The following is a 20,922-nucleotide window of genomic DNA, read 5'->3' on the forward strand; positions in this document are numbered from 1 at the left end:
GGCCGCGCCGACCCCTCACGAATCCTACAACTTCGTCCAGGCCGCGTTTTTCTTCGACGACTTCACGCAGGCTTCGACAAACGCAACGCCTTCGACACCGTCATCGATTGTCGGATAAACCACATCCTTCGGCGGTTTTCCGCCTTTCTTGCGGGCGGCGCGGATAGCACGTGCTGCCTCGGTGTAGATATTCGCGAAGCCTTCGAGATAGCCTTCGGGGTGCCCCGGCGGCACGCGCGTGACCCGCGCTGCAACCGGCATCGATCCCGCACCGCCACGCGTCAGCAACTGCTTCGGCTGGCCGAACGGCGTGTACCAAAGATAGTTCGGATCAGCCTGCACCCATTCCAGCCCGCCCTTGGTGCCATATATACGCAGCTTCAGTCCGTTCTCATTGCCCGGCGCAACCTGGCTTGCCCAGATCATGCCGCGCGCGGCAACCCCGTTCGCCTCTTTGAATCGCAGCATGATATTCGCATTGTCGTCCAGCACGCGGCCAGCGCCGAATGCTGAAAGGTCGGCGGCGAGGCTGTCCAGTTCCAGCCCGGAAACAAACCGCGCAAGATTATAGGCGTGGGTGCCGATATCACCCGTCGAACCGCCCGCGCCGGAGCGCTTCGGGTCCACGCGCCATTCGGCCTGCTTGGAGCCTGCTTTCTCGGCGGCCTCGGTCAGCCAGTCCTGCGGATATTCCGCCTGCACGAGCCGGATTGCGCCAAGCTGGCCTTTGGCAACCATCTCGCGCGCCTGCCGGATCATCGGATAACCGGTGTAATTATGCGTCAGCACGAACACGCAGCCGGACTTTTTCGCCACCGCCGCGAGCTTCTTTGCATCGGCAAGCGTCGAGGTCAGTGGCTTGTCGCAAATCACATGAATGCCCGCTTCCAGAAACGCCTTGGCGGCGGGGTAATGCATATGGTTGGGCGTAACGATTGCCACTGCTTCGATGCCATCGGGGCGCTTGGCTTCGGCCTTCGCCATTTCGGCAAAGGTGCCGTAGTTGCGGTCGTCGGCAATGCCGAGTTCCCTGCCGGACGCCTTTGCCCGCGCCGGTTCGGATGAAAACGCGCCCGCCACCAGTTCGAACTCGCCATCGATACGCGCGGCGATGCGATGCACTGCACCGATGAATGCACCTTGGCCACCGCCCACCATTCCATATCTGATCGGCCCGCTGCCGGACTCGATCGACCTGCCGCTAACCATGTGAACCTCCCGTTTTTCGGCTCGCGCTCAAATGCCCATCATGGCGCGCAGCAGCTTTTTATCTGTTTCGCCGCCCGCGAAATCGTCAAACGCCCTTTCCGTCACCCGAATGATGTGGTGTTGAATGAAGGGCGCACCTTCCGCCGCACCGTCCTCTGGATGCTTGAGGCAGCACTCCCACTCCAGCACCGCCCATGAATCATAATTATACTGTGTCAGCTTGGAAAAGATGCCGCCGAAATCCACCTGTCCGTCGCCAAGCGAACGGAACCGCCCGGCGCGATCCACCCAGCCCTGATAGCCGGAATAAACGCCTTGCCGCCCGGTTGGGTTGAACTCTGCATCCTTCACATGGAACGCCTTGATGCGCTCGTGATAAATGTCGATGAACTCCAGATAGTCGAGCTGCTGTAGCAGGAAGTGCGACGGATCGTAGTTGATGTTGCAGCGCGAATGTCCCTTCACTGCGTCGAGGAACATCTCGAACGTAGTTCCGTCAAACACATCTTCGCCCGGGTGGATTTCATAGCCGACGTCGACCCCAGCCTCGTCATAGGCGTTCAGGATAGGCGTCCAGCGCTTGCCAAGCTCGGCAAAAGCTTCCTCGATCAGCCCCTGTGGGCGCTGCGGCCACGGATAGAGATATGGAAACGCCAGCGCGCCGCTGAACGTCACTGCTGTTTTGAGGCCGAGGTTTTTGGAAGCCTTCGCGCCCGCGAGCATCTGGCTGACTGCCCATTTCTGGCGGGCCTTGGGGTTGTTGTGCACCTTGGCGGGCGCAAACGCATCGAACTGCACGTCATAGGCCGGGTTCACGGCCACGAGTTGGCCCTGCAAATGCGTGGAAAGCTCGGTGATCTCGACACCAGCATCCGCGCAAATGCCCTTCACCTCGTCGCAATAGGCTTTCGAGCTTGCCGCCTTTTCGAGATCGAACAGGCGACCATCCCATGTGGGGATCTGCACGCCCTTGTATCCAAGGCCAGCGGCCCATTTCGTAATGTTCTTGAGTGAATTGAACGGTGCGGCATCGCCCGCGAACTGGGCCAGAAAAATCGCCGGTCCCTTGATTGTGGTTGCCATTGCGCAGAGTCCTCCCAAACCGTTTGCGGCAGCATCGCCAGAAGCCGCGCTGCATTGCGCCGCAGGCAATTTCTGCCGGCGGAACCTTCTCCTCGCAGCGTCGAATGGCGCTCAGCTTGAACGCGAATTGTATCGCCGTCAAGATCTGGTCCTACCAGATTCGTACAAGAACTATTTGTTGCGGGATGGCCCTTTGCGTTCAGCCGAAGCAGCCCAAAGGTTGATGTTGGCGTCCTTTGCGAAGCGCTCGATTTCCGCAAGTTCGTCTGCATCGAAGTCCAGCCGCGCCAAAGCGCCCACCGCTTCTTCGATTTGCGTCACGCGGCTCGCGCCTACCAGTGCGCTGGTCACGCGGCCGTCACGCAAAACCCATGCGAGCGCCATTTGCGAAAGGCTCTGCCCGCGTCGTTCCGCAATCGCGGCAAGGCCACGAATACTGGCCGTCACCTGCTCGGTCAGAAATTCGGAGCGCAGCGGCCCGCCCTTCGCCAGCCTGCTGTCTTTTGGAATTTCGCCCAGATATTTGCCGGTCAAAATACCCTGTGCCAGAGGCGAAAACACAATCGAGCCGATGCCGAGTTCGTCGAGCGTATCAAGCAGCCCATCTTCGTCCACCCATCTGTTGATCATGGAATAGCTGGGCTGATGGATCAGGCAGGGCGTGCCCAATTGCTTGAGAATGGCGGCTGCCTCGCGCGTGCGCTTTGAATTATACGAGGAAATTCCGGCATAAAGCGCCTTGCCGGACCGCACGGCGTGGTCCAGCGCGCCCATCGTTTCGTCCAGCGGCGTGTCGGGGTCATAGCGGTGCGAATAGAAAATATCGACATGGTCGAGCCCAAGTCTTTTCAGGCTTTGGTCAAGGCTTTGCAGCATATATTTGCGGCTGCCCCACTCGCCATATGGTCCCGGCCACATGCGATAACCGGCCTTTGTCGAAACCACGATTTCATCCCGGTAGCCCGCAAAATCCGTGCGCAGAACCTGGCCGAAAGCTTCTTCCGCCGCGCCGCCGGGTGGCCCGTAATTATTTGCGAGGTCGAAATGCGTGATGCCCAGATCGAAAGCGCGGCGCAGCATGTCGCGCTTGAGCCGGTGCGGTGTTTCCTCTCCGAAATTTTGCCAAAGGCCCAGCGAGATAGCCGGCAGTTTCAGCCCCGAGCGCCCGCATCGATTGTAAATCATCAAGTCGTAACGCGCCTCGGCAGGGGTCCAACTCACCTTCGTGCCTCCAATTAATCCGTTTCGCATCATAACGATTAATCACGATAACAGCTAAACCGTTTTAATTATTTGTCTATTTCGATTTGCGGTTGCCGGGGGCGGGATTATTGCTTATCCGCCATGGAAAGAAACGCTATTCCCGGAGGATAACAAGTGGCCCGTATCACGCTTAGGCAATTGCTCGACCATGCTGCCGAACACGGCTATGGCGTTCCCGCCTTCAACATCAACAATATGGAACAGGCGCTCGCCATCATGGAGGCGGCGAATGCGGTAGACGCTCCCGTCATCATTCAGGCGTCGCGCGGCGCGCGTGCCTATGCCAACGACATCATGCTCAAGCACATGATGGACGCGCTCACCGAAATCTATCCGCACATTCCTGTGTGCGTGCATCTGGACCACGGCAATGAGCCCGGCACCTGCATGACCGCTATCCAGTCCGGTTTCACCTCGGTCATGATGGACGGTTCGCTCAAGGAAGACGGCAAGACGCCGGGTGATTGGGATTACAATGTCGGCGTCACCAAGAAGGTCAGCGAAATGGCCCATCTGGGCGGCATTTCGGTTGAGGGCGAGCTTGGCGTTCTCGGCAGTCTCGAAACCGGCATGGGCGACAAGGAAGATGGTCACGGCGCGGAAGGCAAGCTCAGCCATGATCAGCTTTTGACCAACCCGGACGAAGCGGTGAAGTTCGTCAAGGAAACCAAGGTCGATGCGCTCGCCATCGCAATGGGCACGTCGCATGGCGCATACAAGTTCAGCCGCAAGCCGGATGGCAGCGTTTTGGCCATGAACGTGATCGAGGAAATTCATCGCAAGCTGCCGAACACGCATCTTGTCATGCATGGCTCGTCGTCGGTGCCGGAAGACCTGCAGGAAATCATCAACAAGTTCGGCGGCAAAATGAAGCCGACCTGGGGCGTGCCGGTTGAGGAAATCCAGCGCGGCATCAAGCATGGTGTGCGCAAGATCAACATCGACACCGACAACCGCATGGCGCTCACCGGCGCTATTCGCAAGGTCATGGCGGAAGATCCGAGCGAATTCGATCCACGCAAATATTTGAAGCCCGCGATGGCTGCGATGACCAAGCTCTGCAAGCAGCGTCTTGAAGAGTTCGGCACCGCCGGCCAGGCTGGCAAGATCACGCCGCTGCCGCTGTTTGAAATGGCGAAGCGCTACAAGAGCGGCAGCCTCGATCCCAAGATCGGTTGATCCGCTTCCTGCCAAAGCCGGCCTTCGGGCCGGCTTTTTTTGTTTGCGCTAGTGGCTTCCCGAAAATGCCAGCATGATAACCCCGACCGCCACAATCAGTGCGGCCAGTATTCGTCCCTTCCAGGGTCTTTCACCGAATATGATGACGCCGATCAGCGCGGCGATAATCACGCTCGATTCGCGTACCGCCGAAACAGCGCCAATCGGCGCAATCGTCTTGGCGTAGAGCACGACCCCGTAAGCCGTTACGGATACCAACCCGCCAATCAGGCCAATGCCGAATGTGCGGGGGTCGAATTGCGTGCCGTTGCGCCGCCGCATCCAGAGCACGGCAATGACCACCGGCGACTCGAGCAGAAACAGCCAGCCCATATAGGCCATCGGATTTTCCGACCAGCGCACGCCGATGCCATCCGCCACGGAATAGGCGGCAATGGTCAACCCGAGCAATCCGGCCGCCACCAAAGTCTGGCGATCTGCAAATGCCGCCCCTCGCTGAAAAGCCAAAACGCCGATGCCAAGCGTCACCGCCGCCAACCCCGCAAGGCCGAGCGGAGGCAGCACCTCGCCGATCAGGAGGAAAGTGCCGAGTGCGACGAGCGCAGGCGCCATGCCGCGCGAAATTGGATAGACGTGGCTCAAATCGCCGAGCCGGTACGCCTGATACATGAAGGTGTAATACAGATAGTGCAGCAACGTCGAAGCGGCGATCATTGGCCAACTCGCGGATGCGGGCACACCTGAAAATAATATCAGCGCCAAGCCCGCAACCGCATTCACCAGCGCAATTGCGGCGATGGTCAACGCCCTGTCGGGCGCTGCTTTCACCAAGGCATTCCAGCTTGCGTGCAAAACCGCCGCAGACAGAACAAGCGTTAGCGCAAAGCTGGACATTGATGGCGGGCCGGAAAACTAACGGTTGCGAAAAGGGGTTACTCCCTCCCAGCTTGCCGGGAGCGCGTCAAGGCAAGTCAGATTATTTTGCCGGCGCAAAACCATTTGGGCCATGCGTAGCCTCCGGCATGGCACAATCAAGATGGATCAGGGTATCGGTCTATTCGCGAACCGAAGCCACGGTCGAGGTCTGGCCCTTGCGGATCGCAACCCAGCGGCCCGTATTCTCTTCAGACTGACGCTTCAGGTACAGATAGCCGGTATCCGCCCATTCGCGCACATCGTCGCTGAGATTGTCCAGAACGAAATCACCCTCATCGGTACGCACGGTCAGCACCGCATGGCCTTCGCCATCCGGCTTGCGAACCACCGTAATCAGCAGATTGGTCAGCGACAAACCCGCCTTATGCAGTTCCATCTGCTTTTCCAGCACATAGTCTTCGCAATCGCCCACGCCGTGCGTCGGCAGGGTCCAAACCTCGTCCTTGCCGTAGATATCGCTGTCGCTCATCGGCTTGATGTTGGCATTCACCGCGAGATTGACGCGGCTGATCTTTGCCCACAGCGTCTCGCTCATGTGCTCAGGCGCTGTGTCCCGCGTGCGGATCGCGCATTCCTGCGGGTTTGCCTTGCAATATTCGTAGTGGCCGATTGGCTGTGAAGTCAGCCCTCCGACAACCATTGTCGTTCCGGCAGAAGCCGCCAGCGTGCCGAAGCTCAGCGCCAGAAGCGCTGTCCCTGCGCTCAGTGCCGCTCCGATCCAGGAAATCGAATTGGTGGCCGCCCGTCCCATCTGCCCCTCTTCTTCGTTAACAAAAAGTTAAAGGCCAGAAGGGCGTGGAGTCAATTCGGTGTGGTTACCGAAATATGAATATGGTTACCGGGCGGCGTTAACGCGGCGAAATTGCAACATAAACAAGGCGGGAGTCGCCTCCCGCCTCTGCTTCATAATGAACCTGAACAGCGGAAATTCCGTCATCCTCGGCCTTGTGCCGAGGATCTACAGCGCATCTAGCTGAGAACTTGCAAACCCTCGGGACAAGCCCGAGGGTGACGCGTTTTATGAACCGCTTGAGCGCACGAGCTTCGGCGCCGACAGTTTCCGTTCGCCGTGGCTGTGCATGAAATCCACGATGCGCGGCACGATTTCTGAGCGGAAGCGCGATCCGTTGAACACGCCATAGTGGCCGACTTTCGGCTGCATATAATGTGCCTTGCGCTCAGCGGGGATGTTCACGCAAAGGTCGTGCGCGGCCTCGGTCTGCCCAAGGCCCGAGATATCGTCGTTTTCGCCTTCAACCGTAAACAGCGCCGTGTTTCGGATTGCGGAACAATCGACCGGCTGGCCGCGATGCGTCATCTGGCCCTTCGGTAGCGAATGCCGCACGAAAACCGTGTCCACGGTTTGCAGATAGAACTCTGCCGAAAGATCCATCACGGCCAGATATTCATCATAAAATTCGCGGTGCTTTTCCGCGCCGTCGCCGTCATTCTTCACAAGGTGCATATAGAAATCCTTGTGCGCGATGATGTGGCGATCCAGATTCATGCTCATAAAGCCGGAAAGCTGGAGGAAGCCGGGATACACATCGCGCCCGAAGCCCGGCAGCGGCCACGGCACCTGCATGACAACATTGTCGCGGAACCAAGCGGTGCCTTTCTTCTCGGCCAGCAGGTTGACCGCGGTCGGATTGCGTCGCGTGTCGATTGGGCCACCCATCAGCGTCATGGTCGCGGGCGAGCAACGGTCGCCGCGCGCTTCCATCACCGCGGCTGCGGCCAGCACCGGAACCGAAGGTTGGCAAACGCCGATAATATGCGTGTCCTGGCCAAGCTCCTGCAGCATTTCGATGATGTAGTCGATGTAATCATCGAGGTCGAAGCGGCCCGCCGCTGTGGGCACCATGCGCGCGTCCACCCAGTCGGTAATGTAGACATCCGCGTGAGGCAGCATTGCTTCCACCGTGCCACGCAGCAGTGTCGCGTAGTGGCCGGACATCGGCGCAACGATCAGCAGCTTCGGATCAGGACGCCGGTTCTTTGGCAGGTCGCGCTCGAAATGGATCAAATTGCAGAACGGCTTCGACCAGACGATCTTTTCCGCCACCGGCACGTTCCTGGAATCCGTCTTTATGCTGTGGATACCGAATTCCGGCTTTCCATATCGGCGCGTCGTGCGCTCAAACAGCTCGGCCGAAGCGGCAATCATGCGGCCAACCGGCGTGTGCGACCACGGATTGAGCGGATTGGTATAAAGAATTTTCGTCGCGTCGCTCAAAGCCCTGAAAGGCTGCAGAGCGGCGTAGTTCATCTCGTAGAGCTGATAGAACATTCGAAGTTCGCCTCGACTTGTTTACATCAACGCCCGCCAGCGAACGCAGTTTCAATCGCGCACGTTAACAAAGATATATTGCGATGCAATAGAGGCAATGGGCGCAAGAAATTTCTACTTTCGTCCAAGATTTAGACGAAATTCCCTTACGTAATGTTGCATGAAATCAGCTTTCAACAGCCTCAACCAGCACGATTTCGCCATCGGCAAATTGCTGCCGGATGGACTTGGCATGCTGATATTCCGGTGAATTATAGCAATTTTGCGCATCATCCATCGAGGCAAACTCGATGATCACGTTGCGTGCGCGACCTGGCCCTTCCACGGCCTCATTCGCTCCGCCGCGCGCTAGAAAACGCGCACCAAAGCGCTCGAATGCCGGCTTCGCAGCTGCAACATAGCCCTTATATCCTTCGGGGTCGCGAACATCGACGCGGGCAATCCAATAGGCTTTCGGCATCTGGTCCTCTCAGGCGCTTTCCATTTCGGCAATGATAGCGCGCGCTGCCGCTTTCCTGTCAACGGTCTCAACGATGGGTCGCGCCACGACGAGATGGCTCGCGCCCCTGCGCACGGCCTCCGCTGGTGTAACCACGCGCTTCTGGTCGCCGCGCTCTGCGCCAGCCGGGCGAATGCCGGGTGTCACGACCGCCAGTTTCGGGCCAACGATGCGGCGCACGGCAGAGGCCTCGTCGGCAGAACACACCACGCCGCCCATTCCCGCCTGCAACGCCTGTTCGGCGCGGCGCATCACCAGCGTATGCGGGTCATATTCATAGCCCGCCGCGATAAGGTCCTGCTCGTCCATCGAAGTCAGCACCGTCACGCCGAGCAGGCACAAATCCGAGCCCTTGGCGGCTTCCACGGCGGCTTTCATCGCTTTGGGGTAGGCGTGCAGCGTAAGCATCGACATGCCCATGCGGGCAATCGCCTCCACGCCCTTGGCCACCGTGTTGTCGATGTCCAGCAGCTTGAGATCCAGAAACACCTTCGCGCCACTTTTCGCCAGCTCGCGCGCAAAATCCAGGCCGCCGGGCGCGTAAGCAAGCTGATAGCCGATCTTGTAGAACCGCGCAGTGTCGCCAAGTTCGTACACGACCGCTTCGGCAGCCTTCACGCTCGGCACGTCCAGCCCGACGATCAGGCGTTCGCGCATTGTCTCGCCGGCCATAGCCTACCCGTCCGCTCGCATGTGAAGCGCGGCTTCCTCGACCAGCGTCTTGCATGTGCGGTTCATGCCGCTGCGCAGGCGCTCAGACTTGAACTCACCGTTTTCTTCGAACGCTTCATTTGCGTTCGGCACGGAAACCTGCGGCGCGATTACTTCCATCTGGATATGCACAAGCACCTGCCGCAGATGCGAGGCACTGCGAATACCAGCAAAATTTCCTTCCGACGAGGAGCAAATGCAGCCAATCTTACCGCCAAAAGCGCGAATGCTCTTGCCGTTTTCTTTCGCGCGGCTGATCCAGTCGATGGTGTTTTTCAGAAGCGGCGGCATCGAGCCATTATATTCCGGCGTACAAATCATCACCGCATCATGCGCAACGAACAGCCGCGCCAGCTTGATTGCATTTTCAGGAACGCCTTCCTCGGCTTCGAGGTCCTGATTCATGATAGGCAGCGGAAAATCAGCGAGCGAAATACGGGTCACTTCAGCGCCTTGTAGCGCCAGTTCTTTTTGCGCCAGATCAGCAACCTTGCCGCTGTAAGCGCCGGTTCGTGTGGACCCGGCGAACAGCAGAATGCGCGGCGCGCGGCTCAATGGTGCAGCCTCCGCCGATAGACCCACAGCCGGGTGGGCGGAATGTTGCGCAGGATGAAATCGAGATGCTCAACCGTGTAGTCGCCCAATCCCGGCGGAATTGGCGATTTTGGCCCGTATGTGAGCTGCACCACTGGCCGCCCGGCGGGCATGCGCTTCAACAGCCCTTCCAGATATTGCACGCGCTTCTGTACGGGGAAATTGAGCAGCGGAACGCCTGAAACCACCGAGTCGAACAGCTTCGGCGTGTCGTCGCTGAGCGATTTGTCGAGGTCGAAAGCATCGCCTTCGATGACATTCACCTGCGGGAAAAGCCGCCGCAGATGCACGACAAAATCATGGGAATATTCAAGCGTATAAAGATTGGAAGGCTTCACGCCGTGCTTGAGAATGTACTTGGTGATGATGCCGGTGCCTGGCCCGACTTCCAGCACAGGAAGACCTGAATTTGTGTCGATCACCGATGCCATTTTACGGGCAGTTACCGAGCTTGTCGGCATTATGGCCCCGACTGCCTTTGGCTTGTCGATCCAGCCTTTGAAGAATTTCAACTCATCGTCAAATTTCGCCGCAAGCTTGCGAAGCGCCAGACCAGCCATCGAAAAATCCCTCCAACTGCTTCGCTCGACCTGAAAAGCGCTCTAGCACCCTGAGTCTCAAACGCAAGGAGAAACGTAAATCACCCACTGCTAATCCGTGGGTCTAGGTCCTGACCCTACCTCTCCCCGAAAGATTCAAAGAAATCCTTCATGCGCGAAAAGAAACCCGCAGATTGCGGCGAATTTTCTTTCGAAGAAATAGCGTCGAATTCCTCCAGAAGCTCTTTTTGCCGTTTGGTCAGGTTCTGCGGCGTTTCCACGGCGGTCTGAATGTAGAGATCGCCCATCTGCGCCTGCCGCAACACGGGCATACCCTTGCCCTTCAGCCGGAACTGCTTTCCGTTCTGGGTACCGTCCGGCACTTTCACGCGTGTCTGGGTGCCGTCCAGTGTGGTCACTTCAAACTGGCCGCCAAGTGCCGCCGCTGTCATTGAAATCGGCACGCGGCAATAAAGGTCTGCGCCGTCGCGCTGGAAAAACTCGTGCGGCTTCACGGCAAGGAAAATATAGAGGTCGCCGGATGGTCCGCCGCGCAGGCCCGCTTCGCCTTCGTTTGATAGGCGAATGCGCGTGCCATCTTCAATGCCGGCCGGAATGTTCACCGAAAGCGAGCGCTCCTGAATGGTGCGGCCCTGGCCGTTGCATTTGGGGCAGGGGTCTTTGATCGTCTGGCCGCGGCCGCCGCATTGCGGGCAGACACGCTCGATGGAGAAAAAGCCCTGGCTTGCGCGCACTTTGCCGTGGCCGCCGCACATGGCGCAATTCACCGGCTGCGTGCCGGGTTTTGCCCCAGTGCCAGAGCAATCCGTGCAGGCGATCGAGGACGGCACGCGGATCTGCGCGGTCTTGCCCGTATAGGCTTCCTCCAGGGTGATTTCCATATTGTAGCGCAGGTCTGCCCCGCGCTCGCGTCCGCCGGTGGAGCGGCGGCGTCCGCCGCCACCCATCATCTCACCGAAAATATCTTCGAAAATATCCGAGAACCCACCACCGCCGAAGCCGTTGGAGAAGCCGCCCCCACCGCCGCCATGCTCAAACGCGGCGTGGCCGAAGCGATCATACGCCGCGCGCTTCTGCGGGTCTTTCAGGCAGTCATAGGCTTCGCCGATTTCCTTGAACTTTATCTCGGCGGCGTGATCGCCGGGGTTGCGGTCGGGGTGGAACTGCATGGCAAGCTTGCGATAAGCGGCCTTGAGTTGTTTCTCATCCGCACCGCGCGCAACGCCCAATGTCTCGTAGAAGTCAGCCTTCATTCTGTCCCGCCCAGCTTGCCCTGCAATACCAAACCACCATGAATGTCCCTCATAGGGTTACAAAAAGCCCGGCATTATGCCGGGCTTTTCGATCACAGCCGCTCTTGCTAAGCGGATTTCTTTTTGTCGTCTTCGTCGATTTCTTCGAAGTCGGCATCAACGACATCGCTGTCCTTGGCCGCGTCGGCCTGCGCGTCAGCCTCGGCCGCCTGTGCCTGTGAGGCTTCATACATCGCCTGACCAAGCTTCATCGAAGCTTCCGTCAGCGCCTGCGACTTGGCATTGATAGCCTCGACGTCGTCGCCTTCGGTTGCGGTCTTGAGCGCGGCAATCGCATCGGCAATCGCGGTGCGATCAGCTTCCGAAACCTTGTCGCCATATTCCTTCAGAGACTTCTCTGCGGAATGGACAAGTGCCTCAGACTGATTGCGTGCCTCAACCAGCGCCCTGCGCTTCTTGTCGGTCTCGGCGTTCGCTTCCGCGTCCTTCACCATCTTGTCGATGTCGGCGTCAGACAGACCGCCCGATGCTTGGATGCGGATCTGCTGCTCCTTGCCCGTGCCCTTGTCCTTGGCCGAAACATTCACGATGCCGTTGGCGTCGATGTCGAATGTGACCTCGATCTGCGGCACGCCGCGCGGTGCAGGCGGAAGGCCAACCAGATCGAACTGACCGAGCATCTTGTTGTCCGCTGCCATTTCGCGCTCGCCCTGGAACACGCGGATCGTGACCGCCGATTGTGAATCCTCAGCCGTGGAGAAGACCTGGCTCTTCTTGGTGGGGATCGTGGTGTTGCGCTCGATCAGGCGGGTGAACACGCCGCCCAGCGTCTCGATGCCCAGCGAAAGCGGGGTCACGTCGAGCAGCAGAACGTCCTTCACGTCGCCCTGCAGAACACCGGCCTGAATGGCCGCACCAAGCGCCACAACCTCATCGGGGTTGACGCCCTTATGCGGTTCCTTGCCGAAGAACTGCTTCACGATTTCCTGAATCTTGGGCATACGGGTCATGCCGCCGACCAGAACGACCTCGTCGATTTCGCCTGCCTTAAGACCGGCGTCCTTGAGTGCGGCCTTGCAAGGCTCGATCGTGCGCTGCACCAGATCGTCCACGAGGCTTTCGAACTTGGCGCGCGTCAGCTTCATGGTCAGGTGCTTCGGACCCGTCGCATCCGCCGTGATGAACGGCAGGTTGATTTCGGTCTGCGCCGAAGACGACAGCTCGATCTTCGCCTTTTCCGCAGCTTCCTTCAGGCGCTGCAGGGCGAGCTTGTCGTTCTTCAGGTCGATGCCCTGTTCTTTCTTGAACTCGTCAGCCAGATACTCGACCAGACGCATGTCGAAGTCTTCGCCGCCGAGGAAGGTGTCGCCATTGGTGGACTTCACCTCGAACACGCCGTCGCCGATTTCCAGCACGGAAATGTCGAACGTACCGCCACCAAGGTCATAAACCGCGATGGTCTTGCCTTCGCGCTTGTCGAGGCCATAGGCCAGCGCCGCTGCGGTCGGCTCGTTGATGATGCGCAGAACCTCAAGACCGGCAATCTTGCCTGCGTCCTTGGTTGCCTGGCGCTGTGCGTCGTTGAAATAAGCCGGAACGGTGATGACGGCCTTTTCGACCTTCTCGCCGAGATAGGCTTCCGCCGTTTCCTTCATCTTCTGCAGGATCATCGCCGAAATCTGGCTTGGCGACTGCTTCTTGCCGCCTGCCTCGACCCATGCGTCGCCATTGTCGCCTTTTACGATCTTGTAGGGGACAAGCTTCTTGTCTTTCTCCGTCACAGGATCGTCGAAGCGGCGGCCGATCAGGCGCTTGACCGCGAAGACAGTGTTTTCAGGATTGGTGACTGCCTGGCGCTTGGCCGGCTGTCCTACGAGGCGCTCGCCGTCGCCGGTGAATGCGACGATGGATGGTGTAGTGCGCGCGCCTTCAGCATTTTCGATAACTTTCGCGTCTTTTCCGTCCATGACGGCGACGCAGGAATTTGTCGTTCCCAGATCGATGCCGATTACTTTTGCCATTCTTTTCTCTCCGTTTAGCAGGCTTTCAGGACCCCGAAGGCATTCCGGCGAAAGCCCCTTTCGTATGGATTTCCTTGACCAGGCCAGCTTTTGCAAGAGGCCGATACAAAGCTGCGGCGTATATAGGAATAGCTGTTTTCCCGCGCAAGCGTCTTGAGCCCAATATCAGTGCAATAGATACATGGAAATTCAGGGCGCATTTTGCCGCAACAAACAAATAGAAACGGCGCCGTTGTTGCGGCGCCGTCGACTAAAACCGGCTAAGTACTTACTCGTCGAGCAAGCCAGCGCCTTTTCCGCGCTTGGCCGGCGCCGTCGGCTTATTGCGGTTGGCCATGAAGCGGTCGAACTCTTCAAGGTCTTTCGCGCGGCGCAGTTCGCGAGCATAGGCGTCGAACTCATCGCGCATTTCGTCCAGCTTGCGGCGCTCTTCGGCCAGGCGTTCGAGTTCCTTCTCGCGCCAGTCGTCAAAGGCGATATTTCCGGTTGCAGCGCTGGTTTTCCACGAAGCACGGCGGCATCCGGCGAAAACGCCATCGGTCGCGCGGTTCACGTCACGCTTGAAACCGTCAAGCCGGTCGCCCCAGATGATATAGGCAAGCATGGCAAGGCCAAGCGGCCAGAACACCACAAATCCAATCACCATGAGCGCAATGGTCGCCGGCGTCCAGGCCGGGCGGATCAAAGCAGTCGTCGTCATCTTCTCCCGTTCCTTCGGTTGCGCAGCGAGCATTTTCCGCTGCTCTCAACGACATGGTAAAGTGATTGCGGCCATTCAAGATGGCTCCATCCTAAACCGGACAGGTGCTTGATTCGGCTGCTATTTTTTGAAGCGGTCCAGAGCCAGCACCAGCAGCCCGCCAATCAAGCCCCAGAAGGCGGAGCCGATGCCGAACAGCGTCAACCCCGATGCGGTGACCGCAAACGCCGTTGTTGCGGCAAATCTCTGGCGCTCGTCGGCCAGCGCAATCGCCAGTGCGTTGGCGAGCGAGGGCATCAGCGCCAGCCCCGCCACGAGTGCGATCAGTGCGGCAGGCAGCACCGCGAACACCGCCACCAGCGAAGCGCCGAACACCGCAAAGATCAGATAGAACAGCGCGTAGAACGGCCCTGTCTTCCAGCGCTCGGCAGGGTCAGGGTGCACATCCGGTCCGGTGCAGATCGCAGCGGAAATTGCCGCGAGGTTGGACGTCGATGCGCCAAACGGCGCGGTCAGTAGCGACACCAGCCCGGTTATCCCGATCAGCGGGCCGGCAGGCGGTTCATAGCCCGCGGCTTTCAGCACCGCCAAACCAGAGAGGTTCTGTGAGGCCATCGTCACGAGGTAAAGCGGCACCGCGAGGCCGAATATTGCGCCCGGCGTAAAGCTCGGGCTTATCAGTGTCAGCGTTGAAAGCTCCGGCGCGGGCAGCGCGCCCACGCGCCCCATGAAGAACGCCAGCGCGCCGCCGCCGATCAGCACGGCCAGCACGGACAGTGACGGGTTGATGATTCTGAACACTAAAAACGCAGCCATCAGCGGCAGGATCAGCCACGGATCGAGGGGGATCGTTTTCACTGCGTTGATCGCGAAGGTTACGACGATCCCAGCCAACATCCCCGACGCCACCGAATGCGGAATGCGCGAAATCAGCCGCGTCAGTGGACGAAACAGTCCGGTCGCAATCAGCATCAACGCTGCCACGATGAACGCGCCCACGGCCTCTGAAATATTGAACCCGCTCGACGCTGCAATCAGCGCGGCTCCCGGCGTGGACCATGCCGAAATCACCGGCATTTTCGTCCACCATGAAAGCCACAGGCTTTCGACCGCCATGGCGATGCAAAGCGCGGTCACCCAGCTTGCGGTCTGTAGCTGTGTTGCGCCCACTGCGTTGGCAGCCGCTATAATAATGGCGAGCGTGCCGCCGAATCCGACGATTGCGGCGACAAAGGCCGCGCTTGGTATGGAAAGGCGCATCAGCCGATCCGCTCGATCATGGACTCGACTGCGCCGATCAGCAATTCGAGGTCTTGCGGTCGTGAAAGGCGATGATCGCCTTCCGGCACCAGCGAAAGCGTCACGTCGTCGGAGGGCATCAGGCTGGCAAGCTTGAGCGCATGGCTGAACGGCACATCGGGGTCGGCCACGCCTTGTATGATCTGCACCGGGCAATGCGTATCGATCGGCCGGTCCATAACCAGGTTCTGCGCACCGTCTTCAATCAGCGCGCGCGTATACATGTAGGGCTGGTCGGAATATTCGGACGGTTCCGCGAAATAGCCCTTCTCCGTGAGGTCTTTGCGCTGCGCGTCCGTCAGTTTCGGCTCCACAAGTTCGCGCGTGAAATCCGGCGCAGGCGCCAGCAGAATCAGCGCGCCGATCCGCTCGCCTTCGCCCGCCTTGCGCAGTTCCTGCGCCATGCGCAGCGCGATCCATGCGCCCATTGATGAGCCGACAAAAATCTGCGGTCCCTCGCTGAATGCGCGCAACACGGCAAGGCTTTCCGCGAGCCAGCGGGAGATCGTGCCGTCCTTGAATTCACCGCCCGACTCACCGTGCCCGGAATAGTCGTGGCGCAAAAAGGCGTGGCCGGATTTCTCGGCCCATTGGTTCAGCGCGTCGGCCTTGGTGCCCAGCATGTCGGACTTGTAGCCGCCCAGCCAAACCACGCCGGGCATCGTTCCCTTGCGTGCCCGCACGGCAATCTGCGCGCCACCAACCTCCATTCGTGTCACTGGATCGCTTGCCATGCCTGCGTTTAGTCCTATCTAAATTAAGCTACGCCTCATGCCACAGGCGATTGCTCCCGAAAAGGGAGCGCACCGCTCCTGCCAGCATATAAATGTGCTCTCGCATGGCGTATAAGACACAGCAGCATTCAACAATGTTCCAGAAAGCAATGAATGGTGCATCTTTTCACAGGCTGTGCTATTGACAGCCGCCGCGCGGCAACCACATTGGCGCGGCTTTTCATCAACGGCTTAAGGAGAAAAAGGCCATTCGCAGACCGTTTAAAGCAGCCGCGCCCGTAAAGGACGGCCCTCGTGCAAATCGCGACATCCGCGTTCCTCAGGTTCAACTCATCGACGCAGACGGCAACAATCAGGGCGTCGTTTCAATCAACGATGCGCTGCAAGCCGCAGAAGATGCTGGCCTGGACCTCGTTGAAATCTCGCCGAATTCGACACCGCCTGTCACCAAGATTCTCGATCTGGGCAAGCTGAAATACGCCTCCCAGAAGAAGGCCGCCGAGGCGCGCAAGCACCAGAAGGTCATCGAGATCAAGGAAATCAAGATGCGCCCGAACATCGACACCCATGATTATGAGGTGAAGATGAAGGCTGTGCGCCGTTTCTTTGAAGAAGGTGACAAGGTTAAATTGACGTTGCGCTTCCGTGGCCGCGAAATGGCTCACATGGAACTCGGCATGGAGTTGCTGAACCGTGTGCGCGAAGAAACTGCAAGCATTGCCAAGGTGGAAGCCGAGCCGAAGCTCGAAGGCCGCCAGATGATGATGGTGCTGGCGCCAAGGTAACACCGGGCGCCGCTCTCACTTTTCTATTCTGAAGCAGATCAAATAAAATGGCACAATCAGCCGACAAGGCGATGACCGAGTACCAGCGCCTTCGTCGTCTGGTGCTGGCAGCGCTCATTTCAATTATTGCCGTGTTCCTGGTTTTCGGAGCCTCCATCCATTCGGAGAACGTTCACGAACGCATCGAGTGGGTGGGCCAGATGCTCATCCTTATCGGCATCGGCGGGCGTTTGTGGTCTACGCTTTATATCGGCGGGCGCAAATCGTCCGAAGTTGTGCAGACAGGGCCTTATTCGGTCACGCGCAATCCGCTCTATTTCTTCTCGGCTGTAGCGGCAGCTGGCGTGGGCGGACAAATGGGCAGCGTGGCGCTGGCTGTTGCCTTCGGTATTTTGTGCTGGGTGGCGTTTTCCATTGTCATCCGGCGGGAAGAGGGGTTTCTCTCCGCCAAGCTCGGCCGGCCCTATCTGGAGTATGTCGCGCGCGTGCCGCGCTTCATTCCCAATCCTTCGCTCTATCGGGACGAGGAATTCGTGACGTTTCGACCGAAGCTTCTGTTGCGAACGCTGAAAGACGGCCTCGCCTTTTTCCTTTCCGTGCCGCTCTTTGAGCTTATCGAGACTTTGCAGAACAGCGGCACAATTCCGGTTTTCTTCCGCCTTTGGTGATTTGGCGCGGCGTTGCCGAACCTTGCAAGGTTGGTGCTGCCCCCATCCCGCTACCGCGACCTTCTCCCCGTAAACGGGGCCAAGCAGGATAATTGCGATGTCACGCTCGTACTTCGGGCGTTGGTGATTTACTCGCGGCGCGGCCACCGCCTGCCTCTCCCCGTCAGAACGGGGAGAGGATGCCGGCAGGCAGGCGAGGGGCAGTGCTGACGACACAAGGTTGATTCCCGCCTCGTCTTCTCGCCAAGTTTGCACCTAAGCACTTGCGCGGCTAATTCCTTGCTGATATGGAGCCGCGTCTTAAGAAAAGCCGCCCGGCAGGGCATGCCGTGGCGGTCTTTATGCTTTTCGGACTTTGGTCAGTCCGAAGCAAGAACCAGACGCAGCTTAAGTTGCGCATATGAAAGGAAGCAAAATGCCCAAGATGAAGACCAAGGCCGCTGCAAAAAAGCGGTTCAAGATCACTGGCACTGGCAAGGTTCTTGCGGCTGCGGCCGGCAAGCGCCACGGCATGATCAAGCGCTCCAACAAGTTCATTCGCGATGCTCGCGGCACCATGGTGCTGGCCGAGCCGGACGGAAAGAAGGTCGTCAAGAACTTCCTGCCGAATGGCGGCGGTATCTGAGACCGGACCGAACGATCAGAGCGAATTTAAGGAGATCATGATATGGCACGCGTAAAGAGAGGCGTTACCTCGCACGCCAAGCACAAGAAGGTCCTGAAAGCCGCAAAGGGTTTCTACGGCCGTCGTAAGAACACCATCCGCATCGCAAAGCAGGCAGTCGAGAAGTCGCTGCAATATGCTTATCGCGACCGCAAGAATCGCAAGCGTAATTTCCGCGCTCTGTGGGTACAGCGCATCAACGCTGCCGTTCGCGAGCATGGCCTGACCTATGGCCGCTTCATCGACGGTCTGAACAAGGCTGGCATTGAAGTAGACCGCAAGGTTCTGTCCGATATGGCTATCCACGAGCCGCAGGCATTCGCCGCTCTCGTCGCTCAGGCGAAGAAGGCGCTCGAATACCTCAAGAACACCACACCGAATGCTTTTGAAAGCGCTGTAGCCTAGACCAGCGCTTCCCAAGCTTCTGCAAAACTGAATCTGGGAAACCCGCGCTGGCTTCGCCGGCGCGGGTTTTTTGATGAGATGATCGCAACGCAACAAAAAAGCGAGCAGAATCACCTCAGCCCGAAGGGGTTGGAGGAATTGCTGCGTCTGCTCGTTGCCGGGCAATCGCGGCGCGTCAGCTCCGCGGTCGTCGATGGCCGCACCGTTTGGATCAAGCGCATGGATGCGGAAGGCGTTCCCTTCTTCAAGCGTCTTCATGCGTGGGTATCCCCGCTCATTCCCTGGGCTGCGCTGCGCTCGTCGCGCATCATCACGTCACCCGAAATGGTCGCGCGGGAAATTGAGAAAACTGCCGCTTTTCGTGCTGCGGGCTTTCCCGCCGCGCATGTGCTTTTCACGCAGGGCAGCGTTCTGGTGCTCAGCAATGCCGACACTATCGTGCAAGCAGAGCTTGACAGCCTCCGCGTAACGGACCTGCAGGCGCATGACGCGCTGTTGGTACAAACCGCGACGGCGCTGGCTGCCGCCCATCAGGCCGGTCTGTGCCACGGTCGTCCGCATCCGCGCGACATGATCCTGGAAGGCGAACGCATCGGCTTTCTGGATTTCGAAGAAGCGCCCGAACAGGCAATGCCGCTGGCGGATGCGCAGGCGCGCGATGTGTTCCTGCTGTTCCTGCAAATCTGCGGGCAGGCGCTGGACGAAGACACCGGCCCGCGCGCATTCGAAGCCTATCGCGCAGACGCGCCTGCCGATGTCATGCCGCATCTGGCGTCGCTGCGCGGCGTCTTTTCGCTCATGCATTCCGCGCTCGGCCTTGTCGCGCCGATAGGGCTTGGCGGCGATGGGCGCCGCCTTTACAAGGCGAGCGCTTTCCTCAACTCCATGCTGTCGCCGGAAGCTGGCGCTGCCATGAAAACCACTCTGCCCGAAACGCTCTCCGGGCAAAAACCGAAGGCCACGCGATGACCGAAATAAGCCGGATCGAAAACGAATTGATGCACGCCATCGCCGCGGCTTCCGATGAGCCGTCCATCGAGGCGGTTCGCGTCGCCGCGCTTGGCAAAAAGGGCTCTGTCTCCGAAATGCTCAAGACGCTTGGCTCCATGTCGGCCGAGGAGCGACAGGTGCAGGGGCCAGCCATCAACGGCCTGAAAAACCGCGTCACCGAGGCGCTCACCTCGCGCAAAAGCGAACTCAAGGACGCCGCAATTGCTGTGCGCCTCGCTGCCGAGCGCGTGGATGTCACCCTGCCGGTGCGCCAGTCGCCGTCCGAGCGTGGGCGCATCCATCCCATCAGTCAGGTCATTGACGAAATCACCGCAATCTTCGGCGATATGGGCTTCTCGGTTGCCGAAGGCCCGGACATCGAAACCGACTATTACAACTTCACCGCGTTGAACTTCCCGGACGGCCATCCGGCGCGCGAAATGCACGACACCTTCTTCTTCAATGCGGATGAGAAGGGCGAGCGCAAGCTGCTGCGCACGCACACTTCGCCCGTGCAGGTTCATACGATGGAGTCGCAAAAGCCGCCGATCCGCATTGTGATCCCCGGCAAGACCTATCGCATGGATTCCGACGCCACCCACACGCCGATGTTCCACCAGCTTGAAGGCCTGGTCATCGACAAGACCGCCAATGTCGCGAACATGCGCTGGGTGCTTGAGGAATTCTGCAAGGCATTCTTCGAGGTGCCGAGCCTGAAAATGCGTTTCCGCCCGAGCTTCTTCCCGTTCACGGAGCCGAGCCTTGAGGTCGATATTCAGTGCGACCGTTCACGCCCCGGCGAGATCCGGTTTGGCGAAGGCAATGATTGGCTGGAGATTCTTGGCTGCGGCATGGTTCACCCGAATGTGCTCCGCGCAGGCGGGCTGGACCCGAACGAGTATCAGGGCTTCGCATGGGGCATGGGCATCGACCGCATCGCCATGCTGAAATACGGCATGCCGGACCTCCGCGCCTTCTTCGACGCGGATGTGCGCTGGCTGTCGCATTACGGCTTCCGCCCGCTCGACATGCCAACGCTCTTCGCTGGCCTCACCGCTTGATCCAACAGCCGAAACACG

General features: G+C 59.1%; 22 protein-coding genes. 7 read left to right on the plus strand and 15 right to left on the minus strand.

Annotation, left to right across the window (positions count from 1 at the left end; genetic code table 11):
* Positions 1–24: 24 nt before the first annotated feature.
* The 3 genes from DY251_RS00400 to mgrA all read right to left on the minus strand — a co-directional run bounded on the left by DY251_RS00400 (position 25) and on the right by mgrA (position 3,543).
* Positions 25–1,209, minus strand: a complete 1,185-nt coding sequence (locus DY251_RS00400) for a Gfo/Idh/MocA family protein (protein WP_116621873.1) — start codon at positions 1,207–1,209, stop codon at positions 25–27.
* 27 nt (positions 1,210–1,236) lie between these two features.
* The gene (locus DY251_RS00405) at positions 1,237–2,292 is read right to left on the minus strand and encodes a sugar phosphate isomerase/epimerase family protein (RefSeq protein WP_116622256.1); all 1,056 of its coding nucleotides are present in this window, start codon (positions 2,290–2,292) and stop codon (positions 1,237–1,239) included.
* 171 nt (positions 2,293–2,463) lie between these two features.
* Entirely contained in the window at positions 2,464–3,543 is a 1,080-nt protein-coding gene (mgrA, locus tag DY251_RS00410; RefSeq protein ID WP_137113421.1) for an L-glyceraldehyde 3-phosphate reductase, read from the minus strand.
* A gap of 126 nt (positions 3,544–3,669) precedes the next feature.
* Between mgrA and fba the strand changes: the two genes are divergently transcribed.
* On the plus strand, positions 3,670–4,734 hold the full coding sequence (fba, locus tag DY251_RS00415; RefSeq protein ID WP_116621874.1) for a class II fructose-bisphosphate aldolase: 1,065 nt from the start codon (positions 3,670–3,672) through the stop codon (positions 4,732–4,734).
* A gap of 48 nt (positions 4,735–4,782) precedes the next feature.
* Here the strand turns inward: fba and DY251_RS00420 are convergent, their stop codons facing one another.
* The 12 genes from DY251_RS00420 to DY251_RS00475 all read right to left on the minus strand — a co-directional run bounded on the left by DY251_RS00420 (position 4,783) and on the right by DY251_RS00475 (position 16,331).
* Positions 4,783–5,628 (minus strand): EamA family transporter, encoded by an 846-nt coding sequence (locus tag DY251_RS00420; protein WP_116621875.1) that lies wholly within the window; start codon positions 5,626–5,628, stop codon positions 4,783–4,785.
* A gap of 160 nt (positions 5,629–5,788) precedes the next feature.
* Positions 5,789–6,421, minus strand: coding sequence for a transglutaminase-like cysteine peptidase (locus tag DY251_RS00425; RefSeq protein ID WP_116621876.1), 633 nt, complete (start codon positions 6,419–6,421; stop codon positions 5,789–5,791).
* A 267-nt stretch (positions 6,422–6,688) separates the two neighbouring features.
* The gene (locus tag DY251_RS00430; RefSeq protein ID WP_116621877.1) at positions 6,689–7,960 is read right to left on the minus strand and encodes a polyhydroxyalkanoate depolymerase; all 1,272 of its coding nucleotides are present in this window, start codon (positions 7,958–7,960) and stop codon (positions 6,689–6,691) included.
* A gap of 166 nt (positions 7,961–8,126) precedes the next feature.
* Positions 8,127–8,420 (minus strand): DUF1330 domain-containing protein, encoded by a 294-nt coding sequence (locus tag DY251_RS00435; protein WP_116621878.1) that lies wholly within the window; start codon positions 8,418–8,420, stop codon positions 8,127–8,129.
* A 9-nt stretch (positions 8,421–8,429) separates the two neighbouring features.
* Entirely contained in the window at positions 8,430–9,131 is a 702-nt protein-coding gene (pyrF, locus tag DY251_RS00440; protein WP_116621879.1) for an orotidine-5'-phosphate decarboxylase, read from the minus strand.
* A gap of 3 nt (positions 9,132–9,134) precedes the next feature.
* Entirely contained in the window at positions 9,135–9,725 is a 591-nt protein-coding gene (locus DY251_RS00445) for an NADPH-dependent FMN reductase (RefSeq protein WP_116621880.1), read from the minus strand.
* Positions 9,722–10,324 carry a phospholipid N-methyltransferase PmtA gene (pmtA, locus tag DY251_RS00450; protein WP_116621881.1) on the minus strand — a complete coding sequence of 201 codons (603 nt, stop codon included), beginning with the start codon at positions 10,322–10,324 and terminating at the stop codon, positions 9,722–9,724. The genes DY251_RS00445 and pmtA overlap by 4 nt, the downstream gene beginning before the upstream one ends.
* Before the next feature lie 116 nt (positions 10,325–10,440).
* Positions 10,441–11,577, minus strand: coding sequence for a molecular chaperone DnaJ (dnaJ, locus tag DY251_RS00455; RefSeq protein WP_116621882.1), 1,137 nt, complete (start codon positions 11,575–11,577; stop codon positions 10,441–10,443).
* Positions 11,578–11,684: 107 nt separating this feature from the next.
* Positions 11,685–13,598 carry a molecular chaperone DnaK gene (dnaK, locus tag DY251_RS00460; RefSeq protein WP_116621883.1) on the minus strand — a complete coding sequence of 638 codons (1,914 nt, stop codon included), beginning with the start codon at positions 13,596–13,598 and terminating at the stop codon, positions 11,685–11,687.
* A gap of 268 nt (positions 13,599–13,866) precedes the next feature.
* Positions 13,867–14,298 carry a DUF2852 domain-containing protein gene (locus tag DY251_RS00465; RefSeq protein ID WP_116622258.1) on the minus strand — a complete coding sequence of 144 codons (432 nt, stop codon included), beginning with the start codon at positions 14,296–14,298 and terminating at the stop codon, positions 13,867–13,869.
* 120 nt (positions 14,299–14,418) lie between these two features.
* Positions 14,419–15,558 (minus strand): benzoate/H(+) symporter BenE family transporter, encoded by a 1,140-nt coding sequence (locus DY251_RS00470; protein WP_116621884.1) that lies wholly within the window; start codon positions 15,556–15,558, stop codon positions 14,419–14,421.
* The gene (locus tag DY251_RS00475) at positions 15,558–16,331 is read right to left on the minus strand and encodes an alpha/beta hydrolase (RefSeq protein ID WP_116621885.1); all 774 of its coding nucleotides are present in this window, start codon (positions 16,329–16,331) and stop codon (positions 15,558–15,560) included. Before DY251_RS00475 ends, DY251_RS00470 begins: the two co-directional genes overlap by 1 nt.
* Positions 16,332–16,579: 248 nt before the next feature.
* Between DY251_RS00475 and infC the strand changes: the two genes are divergently transcribed.
* The 6 genes from infC (at position 16,580) to pheS (ending at position 20,904) form a co-directional block, all read left to right on the plus strand.
* Positions 16,580–17,116 (plus strand): translation initiation factor IF-3, encoded by a 537-nt coding sequence (gene infC, locus DY251_RS00480; RefSeq protein WP_116621886.1) that lies wholly within the window; start codon positions 16,580–16,582, stop codon positions 17,114–17,116.
* 47 nt (positions 17,117–17,163) lie between these two features.
* Positions 17,164–17,784, plus strand: a complete 621-nt coding sequence (locus DY251_RS00485; RefSeq protein ID WP_116621887.1) for a methyltransferase family protein — start codon at positions 17,164–17,166, stop codon at positions 17,782–17,784.
* 415 nt (positions 17,785–18,199) lie between these two features.
* A complete protein-coding gene (gene rpmI, locus DY251_RS00490) occupies positions 18,200–18,409 on the plus strand; it encodes a 50S ribosomal protein L35 (protein WP_116622259.1) in 210 nt (69 codons plus the stop codon).
* Between the two features lie 42 nt (positions 18,410–18,451).
* On the plus strand, positions 18,452–18,853 hold the full coding sequence (rplT, locus tag DY251_RS00495; protein ID WP_116621888.1) for a 50S ribosomal protein L20: 402 nt from the start codon (positions 18,452–18,454) through the stop codon (positions 18,851–18,853).
* A 78-nt stretch (positions 18,854–18,931) separates the two neighbouring features.
* Positions 18,932–19,822: a BUD32 family EKC/KEOPS complex subunit gene (locus DY251_RS00500; RefSeq protein ID WP_199498749.1), complete on the plus strand. Its 891-nt coding sequence runs from the start codon at positions 18,932–18,934 to the stop codon at positions 19,820–19,822.
* A complete protein-coding gene (pheS, locus tag DY251_RS00505) occupies positions 19,819–20,904 on the plus strand; it encodes a phenylalanine--tRNA ligase subunit alpha (RefSeq protein ID WP_116621889.1) in 1,086 nt (361 codons plus the stop codon). The genes DY251_RS00500 and pheS overlap by 4 nt, the downstream gene beginning before the upstream one ends.
* The last annotated feature ends 18 nt before the right edge of the window (positions 20,905–20,922 follow it).

Origin of the sequence: Mesorhizobium denitrificans (genome assembly GCF_003403035.1) — a bacterium.
Taxonomy (GTDB): domain Bacteria; phylum Pseudomonadota; class Alphaproteobacteria; order Rhizobiales; family Rhizobiaceae; genus Mesorhizobium_G; species Mesorhizobium_G denitrificans.

Coding starts and splice junctions, on each gene's coding strand:
- DY251_RS00400 (WP_116621873.1), bottom strand. CDS start 1,209: ATGGTTAGCGGCAGGTCGATCGAGTCCGGCAGCGGGCCGATCAGATAT.
- DY251_RS00405 (WP_116622256.1), bottom strand. CDS start 2,292: ATGGCAACCACAATCAAGGGACCGGCGATTTTTCTGGCCCAGTTCGCG.
- mgrA (WP_137113421.1), bottom strand. CDS start 3,543: ATGCGAAACGGATTAATTGGAGGCACGAAGGTGAGTTGGACCCCTGCC.
- DY251_RS00420 (WP_116621875.1), bottom strand. CDS start 5,628: ATGTCCAGCTTTGCGCTAACGCTTGTTCTGTCTGCGGCGGTTTTGCAC.
- DY251_RS00425 (WP_116621876.1), bottom strand. CDS start 6,421: ATGGGACGGGCGGCCACCAATTCGATTTCCTGGATCGGAGCGGCACTG.
- DY251_RS00430 (WP_116621877.1), bottom strand. CDS start 7,960: ATGTTCTATCAGCTCTACGAGATGAACTACGCCGCTCTGCAGCCTTTC.
- DY251_RS00435 (WP_116621878.1), bottom strand. CDS start 8,420: ATGCCGAAAGCCTATTGGATTGCCCGCGTCGATGTTCGCGACCCCGAA.
- pyrF (WP_116621879.1), bottom strand. CDS start 9,131: ATGGCCGGCGAGACAATGCGCGAACGCCTGATCGTCGGGCTGGACGTG.
- pmtA (WP_116621881.1), bottom strand. CDS start 10,324: ATGGCTGGTCTGGCGCTTCGCAAGCTTGCGGCGAAATTTGACGATGAG.
- dnaJ (WP_116621882.1), bottom strand. CDS start 11,577: ATGAAGGCTGACTTCTACGAGACATTGGGCGTTGCGCGCGGTGCGGAT.
- dnaK (WP_116621883.1), bottom strand. CDS start 13,598: ATGGCAAAAGTAATCGGCATCGATCTGGGAACGACAAATTCCTGCGTC.
- DY251_RS00465 (WP_116622258.1), bottom strand. CDS start 14,298: ATGACGACGACTGCTTTGATCCGCCCGGCCTGGACGCCGGCGACCATT.
- DY251_RS00470 (WP_116621884.1), bottom strand. CDS start 15,558: ATGCGCCTTTCCATACCAAGCGCGGCCTTTGTCGCCGCAATCGTCGGA.
- DY251_RS00475 (WP_116621885.1), bottom strand. CDS start 16,331: ATGGCAAGCGATCCAGTGACACGAATGGAGGTTGGTGGCGCGCAGATT.
- DY251_RS00485 (WP_116621887.1), top strand. CDS start 17,164: ATGGCACAATCAGCCGACAAGGCGATGACCGAGTACCAGCGCCTTCGT.
- rpmI (WP_116622259.1), top strand. CDS start 18,200: ATGCCCAAGATGAAGACCAAGGCCGCTGCAAAAAAGCGGTTCAAGATC.
- rplT (WP_116621888.1), top strand. CDS start 18,452: ATGGCACGCGTAAAGAGAGGCGTTACCTCGCACGCCAAGCACAAGAAG.
- DY251_RS00500 (WP_199498749.1), top strand. CDS start 18,932: ATGATCGCAACGCAACAAAAAAGCGAGCAGAATCACCTCAGCCCGAAG.
- pheS (WP_116621889.1), top strand. CDS start 19,819: ATGACCGAAATAAGCCGGATCGAAAACGAATTGATGCACGCCATCGCC.